The 14,690-nt window shown below is 46.2% G+C and carries 7 protein-coding genes; all 7 read left to right on the top strand.

Annotated features, from left to right (window positions below):
* Positions 1 to 37: 37 nt before the first annotated feature.
* The 7 genes from MHH89_RS14110 to MHH89_RS14080 all read left to right on the top strand — a co-directional run bounded on the left by MHH89_RS14110 (position 38) and on the right by MHH89_RS14080 (position 14,555).
* On the top strand, positions 38 to 6,775 hold the full coding sequence (locus MHH89_RS14110) for a pectinesterase family protein (RefSeq protein WP_341087376.1): 6,738 nt from the start codon (positions 38 to 40) through the stop codon (positions 6,773 to 6,775).
* A gap of 152 nt (positions 6,776 to 6,927) precedes the next feature.
* On the top strand, positions 6,928 to 8,730 hold the full coding sequence (locus MHH89_RS14105) for a cache domain-containing sensor histidine kinase (protein ID WP_076279246.1): 1,803 nt from the start codon (positions 6,928 to 6,930) through the stop codon (positions 8,728 to 8,730).
* Positions 8,723 to 9,994, top strand: a complete 1,272-nt coding sequence (locus tag MHH89_RS14100; protein WP_341087374.1) for a response regulator — start codon at positions 8,723 to 8,725, stop codon at positions 9,992 to 9,994. The genes MHH89_RS14105 and MHH89_RS14100 overlap by 8 nt, the downstream gene beginning before the upstream one ends.
* Before the next feature lie 164 nt (positions 9,995 to 10,158).
* Positions 10,159 to 11,103 (top strand): carbohydrate ABC transporter permease, encoded by a 945-nt coding sequence (locus MHH89_RS14095; RefSeq protein ID WP_076128908.1) that lies wholly within the window; start codon positions 10,159 to 10,161, stop codon positions 11,101 to 11,103.
* Complete coding sequence (locus MHH89_RS14090; RefSeq protein WP_076128910.1) at positions 11,096 to 11,935, top strand: carbohydrate ABC transporter permease; 840 nt, start codon at positions 11,096 to 11,098, stop codon at positions 11,933 to 11,935. The genes MHH89_RS14095 and MHH89_RS14090 overlap by 8 nt, the downstream gene beginning before the upstream one ends.
* A 30-nt stretch (positions 11,936 to 11,965) precedes the next feature.
* Entirely contained in the window at positions 11,966 to 13,525 is a 1,560-nt protein-coding gene (locus MHH89_RS14085) for a glycoside hydrolase family 43 protein (RefSeq protein WP_076310149.1), read from the top strand.
* A 46-nt stretch (positions 13,526 to 13,571) separates the two neighbouring features.
* The gene (locus MHH89_RS14080) at positions 13,572 to 14,555 is read left to right on the top strand and encodes a glycoside hydrolase family 43 protein (RefSeq protein WP_076310148.1); all 984 of its coding nucleotides are present in this window, start codon (positions 13,572 to 13,574) and stop codon (positions 14,553 to 14,555) included.
* Positions 14,556 to 14,690 lie beyond the last annotated feature (135 nt).

Genomic DNA, 14,690 nt, shown 5'->3' with positions numbered 1-14,690 from the left:
AGTATTCGTGCACTTCTATTCTAAGGAGGAAGAAGATATGAACAGGACCGCACCCTGGGGGCAAGAAGACACCATAAGCCGAAAAGTAACGGCTATAGCCATAATCGTGGCGATGATAATGAGTCTTTTATATGGTTATTCTCCGCGAACCGCTGCGGCCGCTGCTGCCAGCTGGCAGGCGAATACCACTTATACGATCAACGATTGGGTCATCTATAATGATCTGGAATATCAGTGTATACAAGCACACACCTCGGAGGAAGGGCTGAAACCTTCAATTGCGGTGGCGTATTGGGCGAAGAATGGCAAGCCGATTCCGGGCAAGCTTGAAGCCGAGAACTGGGACAGCATGCAAGGGGTTCAGAACGAGGCAACCACGGATACTGGAGCCGGTTTAGATGTGGGCAATATTGAAGCCGGAGATTGGCTGGAATACAAGGTAAATGTGGCTTCCGCAGGAATCTACACCGTAGATTTTCGTCTTGCTACGAAGTATTCAGATAAGGAGCTTCAATTGCAAGATAGCAGAGGAACTGTTCTGGCAGCGGTTTATGTGCCAAATACGACCGGTTGGCAAAAATGGACGACCGTAAGTGTGTCGGCAAATCTGAGTGCGGGTCCGCAAACCCTGCGCATCACGACGAATACCGGCAACTTCAATATTAACTGGATGATGTTCACTGATGTATTATCAGCCTCGACCCCGACAGGAGTAACCGGCAAGGCTGGTGATACACAAGCGATGCTTAATTGGCCGGCGGTTACCGGAGCGATTTCGTATAATGTGAAGCGTAGTGAAACAACTGGCGGGCCCTACGAGCTGATTAAGAACATGGATTCCAACCGGTATGTAGATAGCAAATTGATGAACGATAAAACCTATTATTATGTCGTCAGTGCAGTAACCGATTCCGGCGAAAGCCCAAATTCCATGGAAGTAGGCATCACGCCAATTCTGCTACCCGACATACCAGCTGCTCCGACAGGGTTGACGGGAATAGCAAGGGACAGCCAAGTGACCCTGAAATGGGAGTCTGTCGAAGGTGCGGAGCAATACCATTTGCTCAGAAGGGATGACGGAGGGGCTAAGTATTCGGTCATCGCGTCGGATTTGACGGCAACCCAATATAACGACGCCGGATTGACTGACGGAATGGTATATGAATACACCGTTCAAGCTCAAAATGCGGGTGGCTTAAGCGAAAATTCGGTCTCCGCTAAGATTTCTCCAGTTACCCCTTTAGCGAAACCAGCTGGATTGATTGCTGTTCCTGGTGATGCCCGCGTGGATATAACATGGAACCCTGTGCCGGGAGCCTCCTCGTACTCAGTGAAGCGAAGTGTAATATCGGGGAGAACGTATTCGGTCGTGGCTAGCAACCTGACCGCTCCGGAATTTACTGATAGCACCGTACACAACGGAACGAATTATTATTATGTTGTATCTGCCTTAAGTGCTCAGACGGAAAGTATGAATTCCGATCAAGCACGCGTATCTCCGGTTCATTTCCAGCAGGGGGTACCTTCTTCGCCGAATGAAGTAACAGCACAAGCGGGAGTTAGCAAGGTTAACTTGCAGTGGACCGAGGTTGCTGAGGCTGATTCATACCTCGTTAAACGGGCGGCTTCGTTGGCGGGACCCTTTACAACGATCGCTAGCGTAACCCAAACAAACTATCTGGACAACAGCATAACAAACGGTCTGACCTATTATTATGTTGTATCTGCTGTTAATGCGAGGGGCTCGGGAGCAGATAGCCTGATCCAAATCGCCACTCCAGCTAAAGTAATTGTAGTTGCGAAGGATGGAACGGGAGATTATACGACCGTTACGGATGCTCTGAATTCGATTCCAACTGGGAATTCGACCCGGCGGGTGATCTATATCCAAGACGGTATCTATCATGAAAAGGTAGCCGTGCCGAATTCTAAGCCATTAGTTAGTTTAGTTGGTGAAAGCAGAGACGGAACGATTTTGACCTATGACGATTATGCTAATTCCGGAATAGGTACTGGAAACAGCCACACGTTGTTAGTTTCTGCCAGCGACTTTACGGCAGAAAATATGACGATTCGCAATACTTCGTTTGAGAGAGGAAATGTAGGTCCCGCAGTCGCACTTAACGTAACGGGCGACAGAGCAATTTTTACGAACGTTTATCTGGCAGGGTTCCAAGATACCTTGTACGCAAACGGCGGGCGACAGTACTTTAACCGATGCATAATTGAAGGGGACGTCGACTGGATCTTTGGGAATGCTGCGGCTTATTTCTACGATTCGGAGATTAAGTTCGTTGGTGGCTTTGGCGGTCATATGACGGCAGCCTCTACGGATGAGAAAGCTGAGTTTGGCTATGTTTTCATGAACTCGCGATTGACCCGCGGTACTTCTTCTTTGAAGGAATCGGTGACTCATGATCCTTGGAGACCGGAATGGGATATCGACACTAAGCTGGCTGCTACTAACGGTTCGCTAGATCTGGGTAGACCTTGGAGAGCTAACGCCAACGTGAAGTACATTAATACCTGGATGGATGCGCATATCAAAGCAGTAGGTTGGGATAATTGGGGAAATCCTTCTAACGAATCGACGGCGCGGTATGGTGAATACAACTCTTCGGGACCAGGTGCCAATGCGAAGGGCCGCTATCGCTGGTCGAGCCAATTGACATCTGACGAAGCCAATCAATACACCGTTCAGAATGTGCTGAAAGGAGCGGATGGGTGGGATCCTACGCTGTTCGGCACGCTTCCTGGGCATGAACAGAATGAACAGCAACCTGCTTCTCCAACCGGACTGAGTGTGACTTTCCCGAGCGGTGTTGATGCGACATTAGGCGATTCTCCCGTAGCTCTGTCGTGGAACACGGTTGAAGGAGCAAGTTCTTATCGTGTCTATCGCGGAAGCGAAGCGGGTGGTCCTTACTTGCCGATTGCATCCGATCTGATTCCGTCATCCACTTCCCCGCTGGCAACGATCCAAGGTGAGGATTGGACAGCGATGTACGGTGTCAAAACTCAGAATACGAGTGATGAAGGCGGAGGTCTAAATGTCAGTTATATCGATCCGGGAGATTGGATGGATTACGCGATACAGGTTCCTGCGGGTGGATTCTACACCTTGGATCTGCGCGTCTCTGCTCCGGACAGCGGTAAACAGCTTCAATTAAAGAGTGGGAATGGCAGCGTGCTGAGCACCGTAGATATTCCGCAAACCGGTGATTGGCAGAGCTGGACAACGGTCAGTGTGAATGTCAATCTTCCCGCTGGGAATCAAACTTTACGCCTTTATTCCGTAACGGGGAGCTACAACTTGAACTGGCTCCGCTTGACGGAGGGAGTGAAAGATAAGGTTCAATATTCGGATATGGTTGTGAACACAGGAGCTCCTTTTTATTATGTAGTAACTGCTGTGAATGCGAATGGAGAGAGCGTCTATTCAACTGAAGTATCTTTGTCTTCAGCTCCGGTGAAATTTGATCGTAATCATGAGAATCAAGCGGATCTGACTGTATCTGTTAAACGCTCGGGAGACACAATGACGGGAATTATGCTCGGAACCCATGCACTGAATAAGGGGACCGATTACACTGCCAATGGAAGTATTTATACTCTTCGTGATGTCTTCTTGTCTCAGTTGCCGATTGGAAAAAATACACTAACTTTCACTTTCGCTTCCGGTACTAAAATTCTGTTAGCCATAGAAGTTGTGAATTCCACCATGCTGCCGGGACAGACCCTATCGAACATACCGGCACTGGAGCTTTATAGCCTTGAGGGGGTAGCTCCATTTTTGCCAAGCATCGTTCCCGTTCAATTTACGGATGGATCGGAGAAAGCATTGGCTGTCGTGTGGAGTTCAATCGATCCAGCTAAGTATGCATCTGTGGGGAACTTCACTGTGCAGGGAACTGTAACGGGCACCGATGTAAAGGCGACTGCGAAGGTTAGCGTCAAATCCGCGGATTCCGTGGGGGTTGTAACGGGCGGGGATGACTTGCAAACGTATCAAAAAGATCTGCCATTCGATATGCCAGCGATTACGCTTCCAACATTTCCAAACGTAGATTTTAATATTGAAGATTATGGCGCTGTTGGAGATGGTATAACCAAAAATACGGCGGCATTCGCAAAGGCAATTGAGGCGGCTACACTGGCAGGTGGAGGGCGTGTCGTCGTACCTGCTGGTGTATGGCTGACAGGAAGTATCCAAATGGCAAGTAATATTGATCTGCATGTAGAGGCTGGTGCACTCATTCAATTTAGTCCCGACTATGATGACTACAATTTGGTGAATGCAAAATATCAACCGATGCTGGCGGCATCGGGGCTCAGCAACATCGCGATCACAGGAAAAGGTGTTATCGATGGCAATGGGCAATATTGGCGTTATGTGAAGAAGGGCAAGGTCACAACCACGCAGTGGAATTATCTGTTGTCCTTGGGCGGAGTGTTGACCGATAACGGCAGTGTTTGGTATCCGTCTCAACAAGCTGTTGGGGTATATCGTCCTATCATGGTCGACATCTATAATAGCAGCAATGTGTTAGTCGATGGACCTACCTTTATGAATTCACCACAATTTGCGACTAGCTTTACGAAGATTCGGAATCTGGTGATCCGTAATTCAACGGTCAATAACGACGCTTGGTACCAGAACGGAGACGGTCTTGATGTCACTTCTTCGCAGAATGTTGTTTTATATCACAACACGGTGAATGCCGGAGATGATGGAATCGGGATGAAGGCCAGCTATGACCCGAGTCCGACAAACGCTTTGTCCGAAGTCGTAATTGCCGACAACATTGTTTTTCGTGGCCATGGCGGATTGTCTATCGGAAGTAACACATCCGGAGGCATTCATAACCTTGCGGTTCGCAACAATCAATATATCGGAACGGATAATGGGATCAATATTAAAAGCTTTGTTGGTGGTGGTGGTCCTATCGAGAATATCTATATCGATGGTCTCCATATGCAGAATATTGGTTATACGGCATTATCCATTAATGATTTCTATACGGGGCACAGCGAAGCAGTGGATAATGCGCAGCTGGGAGTCGATAACCGGGTTCCAGAGGTTAAAAATATCCACATTCGTAACGTTACGGTGGACGGAGCTTCGGAAGCAGTGTCCATCGATGCACTGGCCAATGTGCCTTTGCGTAATGTGGAGTTGACCAATGTAAAAATGTCGACTCAAACTGGATTCGTGTCCAGTAATACGACTGATATTCAATTCAATCATGTTCAGATCGTTCCGGCGAACGGAACCCTCTATACCATGAACAATGCAGCCGATATTTTATTAAATGACGTTCTTTGTCCGCCTGGCACAAGCACCTTTATCCATTTGAAGGGATTCGCGAGTAATATCCTATTGCAGGATACGGATTTTTCGCAGGCGGGGATACCGTTTCACTTGGATTCAGGCATAAGTCCTTCAGTTATTACGGTCTCTAATCCGGGTTCCATTCAGATTCCTAAAGCACCCGCAAACGTAAGTGCAACTACGGGCAGGGCCGAAATCTTGCTACGCTGGGATGAGGTTGCCGGAGCTGATTATTATGCAGTGAAGCGAAGCGTAAATAGCTCAGAGGGGTATGTAACCATTGCTTCCAATGTCACGGACAGCACTTATTTGGACAATGCCGATCTTACTGCTGGTAATTATTATTATGTGATTACGGCAGTTAATGTTGGAGGTGAGAGCGATAACTCTAACGAGGTCAGCGCGGTTGTAAATGCTCCGTCCTTAAGTCTTCCCTATGCTACGGTTATGGGAGAAGGAACAACGTTTGCCGGCCAACAATTTGGTTTGGTTTATGGCTTAAATAATGATTACGTTACAGAAAGTGTCAGCACTGCTGTTTATGGTCAAGAGTTGACGTTTGAGTATGACCCGGACCTAATTCTTTACGATTCGGTAGAATGCTTAGCGGATGAATGGGGAGTGGAATCCGTCGATAAGGATGAGGTGAATGGAAAAATCACAATCAAGCTCGCAAGCACTGGAGCGGGTATCCTTCCAAGCGGAGACATGCTCAAGATGCTCTGGCATTCATCAAACATGAACTATGCCGGCGATACGACGGCCTATCTTCATTTGCACCCCGTTTTGATTGTCGATGGTAGCCAAACGGTATCAAAGCTATCTAATACGATCTATGGCATGAAGATCATGATAGACAAAACGGTCCTGGCCAGCGGGGTTGATGTAGCGAAGAGCCTTACGGCAGATCAATACAATCCATCCACTTGGTTAATCTTGCAAACCTATCTAACCTCTGCGAAAGTGATTCTTGCTGGATCGCAAGCTACACAGAATCAGGTGAATGCAGCTGCCTCGAACTTGCAGTTGGCTATGGATGGGTTAGACGGCGCCTCGGACAAATCGGCTCTGGCATTAAAGATTGCTATAGCACAAGCAACATCCGATTACGCCACTATTGGCAGTAAATGGGGGCAATATACGAAGACGGTAGTGAATGAGCTTAATAATGCAATCGGTAAAGCTATGCAGGTCGTGAATAATCCGAACGTAACTAAGGTTTCTGTGGAGCAGGCAATCATTGATCTGGATGCGGCGCTGGCAACTTTCTTGAGCTCGGCCAATCCAGCAAGTATCGGTGATTTGGCTATTCTGTCCGCTCATTACGGTATAAGCTCCGCACATACGGATTGGATCCGATATCAGATTTATGATCTGAATAAAGATGGTCTTTTGGATATTGTGGATCTTGCGGCGTTAGCCCAGCTTATTCTACATCCATAAAGTAGCCAAAGACGAGTCCCAATCAGGGGCTCGTCTTTTTTTTGAGAAATTGAATAAAAACAAACAAGGTTTGATAAAAAACAAACCCATCTCTTCGAGCTAGGAGTTATTATAAGAGGAGAATCCGAAACGACTTCATTTGGGGGAAATACATGTTCTCGTATCTTTCTAGAAGCCCAATCAAAATTAAGCTGCTTATCTATTTTTTGCCTATTCTTGTGTCATCCGTTGCGCTTACCGGTTTTTTTTCCTATTTCACTGCCGTTAAGCAGCTCGAACAAAACGCTTATTATTTGCTAAGCGATACGACCGAGCAAACGGGCTTTTTTCTTAACGACAAGCTTTATACGATCTTCGAACAGCTAGTGTCAATCGAGAACAATTCGGCTTTTCAATATATTTTATTAGATAATGGACAAGACGAAGGAGAACATCGCTACGATGATATCATCGATCTTCATAAACAGTTCGAGGAAGCCTACCGGAATCATTTGCAAGTCATCGATTCAATTTTTGTCACGTTTAATAATGGCCGGACCTTCAACATACAGAAGGACTTTATTCCCCGGCATGTCGGTGTGAATCTTAATGAATGGCTGGCCCGATATAACCAAAAGGATGCAGAAAGCAGTTATTACTGGTTGAATACGCATGAGGATCAAGTGTTTACTACTGTCACGAAACGTAATGTTGTAAGCGTATTTAAAATTATCGGAAATCTTGATTCCGAGGTCAGTGGCATGGCTCTCATTAATATGAAGGAATCCTATCTGCTCGACATTTTACAGAATGTCAATATTAGTCCCAACGGCTCGCTGGCTCTGATCAGTCCAGATGGGGTGATGTATTCCAAGCCGTTATCCAAAGAGTACGCTATCGGCGATGAGATCGTGAACGATATCCGTAATAACGCTAATCACCAGGGAGATTTAAGGGCGGCCAGCAAGTCGGACCAACGTATGATGATTCACTTTACAACGTTATCGCTGAACGGGTGGAAGCTCGCCGCCATCGTTCCTGAAAGCGATATCTTAGCCAAGGCAAGCCAGATTAAATCGATAACGCTTACAATCGTAGCTGTTATTCTCGTAGTTTTTATTATCATGGCAACCTATTTTGCCAGCAGCCTGACGAATCCCATCCGTTATTTGTCCAAACAAGTGAAGAGTTTTAGACAAGGGAACCTAAATGTTAACTTTCAGCTGAAAGAGCAAAATGAAATTGGTGTATTAGCCAGTGGGTTGGAGAATTTAGTCGATTCGGTTCGCCAATTGCTGGAGCAAGTTAAGGATGAACAGGAACAGAAGCGGCAAATGGAGTTATTAGCATTGCAGTCGCAAATTCAACCACATTTTCTATACAACACTCTCGGATCTATCAAACATATGATTGATTTGGGTGAGAAGGAAAAGGCATCGACTATGGTTAGTGCGCTGGCCCACTTTTTTCGGATCGGCATTAGCAGAGGGCGGGAGGTCATAACGCTTAGAGAAGAGATCGAGCATGTTCAAAGCTACTTGCAAATTCAAAATATCCGTTACCAGAAAGATTTTGAATTTGAGATTCAAGTTGAAGAGAGCATTATGCATCTTCCTATCATGAAACTGACCTTGCAGCCAATTGTCGAGAACGCCATCTATCATGGCATCAAAAACAAGAAGGGAAAAGGGATCATCAGAATAACAGGAAGGCCAAGCGGGGATGCAGCAATAATTGAAGTCTTCGACGATGGTGCAGGGATGGATGTAGAGAAGGTACAGGAGATGAATACTTCTATTCAAGCGCAGAATGTTCAAGAGGCTCCAGTGACATTCGGGCTGCGTAATGTTCACCGACGGCTGGCGCTGCAATTCGGCTACGGGTTCGGGATTCGGCTGGATAGTGAAGAAGGGGTTTATACCATAGTGACTGTAAGGATTCCATATACGATAAATGAGGTGACGAATCGTGCATAAGCTGGTCATTGCAGACGATGATGAATGGATAAGGGAAGGGCTTCGCAGGAATATTCATTGGGATCAGGGTAATATTCAGGTGGCAGGAGTTGCAGTGGACGGGAAGGAAGCTTGGGAACTTATCCAAAGGGAGAAGCCGGATCTACTGCTCTCGGATATTCGCATGCCTTTCATGGATGGACTGAAGCTTGCCGCCCAAGTGAAGGAGAATGGCTTAGATTTGAAGATTGTCTTCTTAACGGGGTATGATGATTTTTCTTATGCTAAGGAGGCGCTACAGCTTCAAGCGTTTGATTACATATTAAAGTATGAAGATAACGATAAAATCCTGCGGACAATCATGAATGCGTCTGAGGCACTGGAGGAAGAGCGGAGAAAACGTGAGAAGGATATAAAAAGCCATGGTCTTATCGTGAACCAATTTTTTAGCGAGTTGATCTCTGGGTCGGGGAATGAGGAAGCGATTGATAGGGAGGCGAAGCTGCTCGATTTAACGTTTTGCGGCTCGGTGTTCGTGATGGCTGTTCTGAGCTTGGATGGTGTCGGAAGGTTTCTTAAACCCAATAAACCCGTCGATCTGGAGCTATTATTGTTCACTCTCAAAAACCTTTGCAATGAGGTGCTAGAAACTGCAAATTGCGACGGGGTTCAGGTGTATGCGATTCAATATAACCACCGGATCAATCTGTTGTTCAACTACCGAAACGAGGATGCGGAGAAGCTGAAGCAGGATACCGAGCTTATTGCCCGCCGCTTAACAGTGATGATTGAGCAATATCTCAAAATTCAAGCCAAGATCGGTATAGGCAGTATTGGTGAAGGGTTTAAACATATTGGCGTCTCCTATGAGGAAGCATTGATTGCGACACAGATGAAGGATGTCCGGATGGATCAATCGATTATTTTCTATGATCAGGTCAAATATTCAAGCAATTCGCATCAAGCTATTCTTCGCACAATTATGGATTATATCGCAAATCATTATCAGAATGAGAATCTGGACTTAAAAGAAGTAGCGGAGACGGTCCACATTACACCATCGTACGTCAGTACTTTGTTTAAAAAGTATACGGATGTTAATTTTTGTGAGTATATTGTCCAAGTGCGAATAGATAAAGCTACTGAACTGCTTGTGCATACCGATTTAAAGGTATATGAGGTTGCTGAGAAAATTGGGTATGTGAATACCCAGTATTTTAGTGTTTTGTTCAAGCGGCATACAGGGTTTACCCCGATGGAGTATAGACAGCAGCATAGCTCGTAATAGTTGGAAAGCGTTCACAAACAACCTTATTCCAGTCAGTGATTGGGGTGAGGTTGTTTTTTTGCTGCTATTTTTTATTTTCAAAAAAACAAACAAACTTTGCAAGATATATTATTTAGCTAGCTTCATGCATAGCCTATTATTCTTATTGAGGTGATTATTTCATGAAGGTGAAACAACAATTAGCAACAGGACAAGTGACGGGAACGTCCAAGAGAAAAAACAAGATGATCGGCAGCGACAGGATATTTCCTTACGTTCTGATCATCCCGACTGTCGTTCTCATGGCGGTCATTATGTTCTACCCTATTTTACAAGTCTTCCAACTAAGCTTTCAGAACTATGACTTGACTCGGCCGATGGATGACGGTTTTGCCGGGTGGAGTAACTTTAAGCAGATTTTATTCCATGACGATCTGTTCCCAAGCTCGCTATGGATAACCATCAAGTGGGTGGTTATTGAAGTCGTTCTTCAGCTCGTGTTCGGCTTAGGTGTGGCCCTGCTGCTTAATCAGGCCTTCCGGTTTAGAGGCGTTATACGTTCGCTCGTGCTGATTCCTTGGGCGGTATCAGGCGTTCTTACGACAATGCTGTGGTCGCTCATGTACAACCAGCATATCGGAGTCATTAACGATCTTTTGAAGAGGTTAGGGATTATTCACGAGAATATCGCTTGGCTGTCGAACACCCATACCGTATTCGGTTCGGTTGTACTGGCCGAGTTGTGGAGAGGGATCCCGTTCTTCGCAGTCGCGCTGCTTGCTTCCTTGCAGTCTATTCCGAAAGAAGTCTACGAGTCCTGCGAAGTCGACGGTTGCGGAAAGGCAAGAAAGTTATTTTCCATTACCCTGCCTTATCTTAAGGAAAGTATTATTTTCACTACGATGCTAAGAGCCATCTGGGAGTTCAATTCTATCGATATGATCTTCACGATGACAAACGGCGGTCCAATGAATATGACAACCACTCTCCCGATTTATATGTTCCAGACGGCAATTTTGAACGGGAATTATGGCTATAGTTCGGCTATGGGGGTCCTTTCCTTCGCTGTTCTAATGATTTTCGTGGTCGTCTATATGAAATTAAGCAGAGGTGGCCAAAATGAGTAAGCTTAAACGTTTTTTAACCACTTTGTGTTTGTTCTATATTCCTATGACTGTTACGTTGTTGTTTGTCCTGCTGCCTTTTCTTTGGGACATCTCAACTTCCCTTAAACATGAGAATGATATTATCAGCTCCACGATTCGTTACCTTCCGCATCCAATTACGTTTGATAATTTCATAAAGGTGTGGAGTGTCAACAATTTTTCGAGATTTTTTGTAAACAGTCTTTTCATCTGTACGGTGTCGGTGATTTTTATTACATTGCTGTCGATTTTCAACGGCTATGCTTTGAGCAGATTTAAATTTGTTGGAAAAAATGCTTTTATGCTTATGATGCTGGGCACTCAGATGCTTCCGGTTATCTTATTCGTCATCCCGTTGTTCCTGATTTTTAAGAGCATGGGGATTATGAATACGCCTTTTGCGATCATATTGTTCTATATCGTTTCACAGGTTGCGTTCAACTCGCTGTTGATGCAAGGATTTGTATCTGGTATTCCGAAGGAAATTGACGAAGCGGCTATGGTCGACGGAGCAGGAAGATTCCGGGTCTTGTTCACGATCATTACGCCAGTGATTCTACCGGGGATCGTAGCGACTGCTCTGTTCGCCTTTATCGGCTGCTGGAATGAGTTCTTGGTTGCTTTCTCATTCCTGACAGATGCGTCCAAATTTACGATCCCAATCGGACTGAAGTATTTAATCGGCCAGTACAGTGTAGAGTATGGATCGCTCGCAGCAGGCAGCATTATTGGATTGATACCGCCTATTGTGCTCTTTATGTTTATTCAGCGTTATCTGATTCAAGGTCTGACAGGCGGTTCGGTCAAAGGATAAAAAGGAAAAGGACGTGGGGAGGATTACTACATGAATCTTGGAGAATACGCAGAGCCTTGGGTTTCAGATCAGGGAGACGGAACTTATATCAATCCAATCCTGCATGCGGACTATTCGGACCCGGACGTAATTCGCGTCGGTGATGACTTTTATATGAGCGCTTCTAGCTTCGGGCACATTCCCGGATTGCCGATCCTGCATTCGAAGGACTTAGTCAATTGGGCAATCATCAATCATGCTGTGCTGGAGATGAACTTGGAGGGGTATGACCGTCCGCAGCATGGCAATGGCATTTGGGCACCTAGCCTAAGATTCCATGGCGGGAAGTTCTGGATCTTCTATGGCGATCCAGATGTCGGCATCATGATGACTTCGGCGGTGGACCCTGCCGGAGAATGGACGCCATTGCATCTGGTTCAGGCAGGCAAAGGCTTAATTGATGCTTGTCCCTTCTGGGATGAGGACGGACAGGCGTATTTGATTCATGCCTATGCGAAGAGCCGCAGCGGCATTAAGCACAAGCTGCGGCTGTGCCGAATGTCCGCTGACGGTAAAGGGCTGCTGGACAAAGGCCGGATTATTTATGATGGAACCGAAAATCATCCGACTCTGGAAGGACCAAAGTTATACCAGCGCAACGGATATTATTATATCCTTGCTCCGGCAGGGGGCGTGGCAACCGGATGGCAGACAGTGTTCCGTTCCCGAAACATCTGGGGTCCTTACGAGGACCGAATCGTTCTGCAACAAGGGCAGACCTCAGTAAACGGCCCGCATCAAGGCGGACTAGTGGAGTTGGATTCGGGCGAATCGTGGTTTATCCATTTCCAGGATAAAGGACCTTATGGCCGGGTCGTTCATTTGCAGCCGGTCAGCTGGGTAGATGACTGGCCTTTGATGGGAGAGCTTCAAGCAAGCGATGGAGCTGGAGTGCCAGTGATACGTTACCGAAAGCCTGAGGTCGGGAAGGCATACGCAGTGTCAGTGCCTGCAACTTCTGACGATTTCGAGTCTTCAACGCTTGGATTGCAGTGGCAGTGGCAGTCTAACCCCAAATCGTCTTGGTATAGTCTCGAGGCAAGAGAGAGCTATCTTCGGTTAAATGCTGAACATAAACCCGTAGACAACAAAGGGCTATACCATAGTCCGCAGCTCTTGCTGCAGAAATTCCCAGCACTTTCATTTACAGCAGCCTGCAAGGTTGACCCTTCGGGCTTGGGAATAGGGGAGTCCGGAGGTTTGATGATTTTTGGTTATCGTTATTGTTGCTTGGTGGTACGAAGATTAGAGGATCAAGAACTGAAGGGGACGCTAGCCCTATCGCTTATGCAAGGAGATGATACGGGAGAGACAGAAATGTGGTCATATCCTTTGATAGACACGGATAATCTCTTCTTGCGGGTCGAGGTATTAGAGGATGCGACTTGCCATTTCGGCTACAGCTTGGAGGGTACAGACTTCACTTCCGTACCTGTAGAGTCATTTCAAGCTATAGAAGGACATTGGGTGGGAGCTAAGACAGGTCTATTTGCCGTAGGTTCCGGCAATGGAGGATATCTTGATATCGATTGGTTCCGAATCACCAAGTAAGTGAATAACCAAGTAACCGAATAACCCCAAAACAAAGGAGAAGCTTATGCTAAATGTTTCGAAGCGAAATGAGCCTCTGGTAAAACATATTTACACTGCTGATCCGTCGGCTCATGTTTTTGAGGATAAACTATATATTTATGTGTCTCACGATCTTGAAATCAGCGTTCCCAACAACTTAGATGGAGATCATTATGCTATGGAGGATTACCATGTTCTAACTATGGATGATAGGTCAGCAGAATTCGTAGACCATGGTGAAATACTCCATATGAAGGATGTCCCGTGGGTATCCAAGCAAATGTGGGCTCCAGACGCTGGCTTCCGAAACGGCAAATATTATCTTTATTTTCCGGCGCGGGATCTCAGCGGGGTGTTTCGGATTGGTGTGGCGACAGCGGATTCACCGGCGGGACCTTTTACGCCGGAGGCGGATTACATGGGGGGAAGCTTCAGCATTGATCCGGCCGTATTCAACGACGATGACGACGAGGTTTATCTGATCTTAGGAGGGCTTCGCGGGGGGCAGCTGGAGAAGTGGAGTACGGATACCTACATGCCTGATGGCACAGGGCCGGCTCCACACGAACCTGCATTGGGACCTCGCGTGGCAAAGCTAAGAGGAAATATGTTGTCCTTTCAGGACAAATTAATGGAAATTTCCATCATTGATACTGAAGGATGTCCTATTCTGGCAGGCGATGAAGAAAGAAGATTTTTTGAAGGTCCTTGGATGCATAAATACGAGGGGAAATACTACCTCAGTTATTCTACAGGGAACACACATAAAATCGTCTACGCCATTGGAGACAATCCGCTGGGACCCTTTACGTTTCAAGGCACACTTCTGACCCCGGTGATCGGATGGACAACGCATCATTCCATCGTGAACTTTCGGGACAAATGGTACCTATTTTATCATGATAGTTCTTTGTCGGACGGTGTGAGCCATAAGCGCTGTGTGAAGGTTACTGAATTAAAGTATAATGCGGACGGAACGCTGCGAATGATCGATCCAAATTTAGTATAGATAGAATTGTATGGCAACAAGGAATGGTTTTGTAGGATTCCCCTCTGGTAGGCAGTGGAAACAGACCTCATGGTAGATGAGTCTAATCACAGTCAATCGGAGGGGATCTTTTTATATCATAATTGGATGCGCTTT

Origin of the sequence: Paenibacillus sp. FSL H7-0323, assembly GCF_038002725.1 — a bacterium.
Taxonomy (GTDB): Bacteria; Bacillota; Bacilli; order Paenibacillales; family Paenibacillaceae; genus Paenibacillus_AQ; species Paenibacillus_AQ odorifer.
The sequence above is the reverse complement of the archived record's forward strand: the minus strand, read 5'-3'. Positions and strand labels throughout refer to the sequence as shown.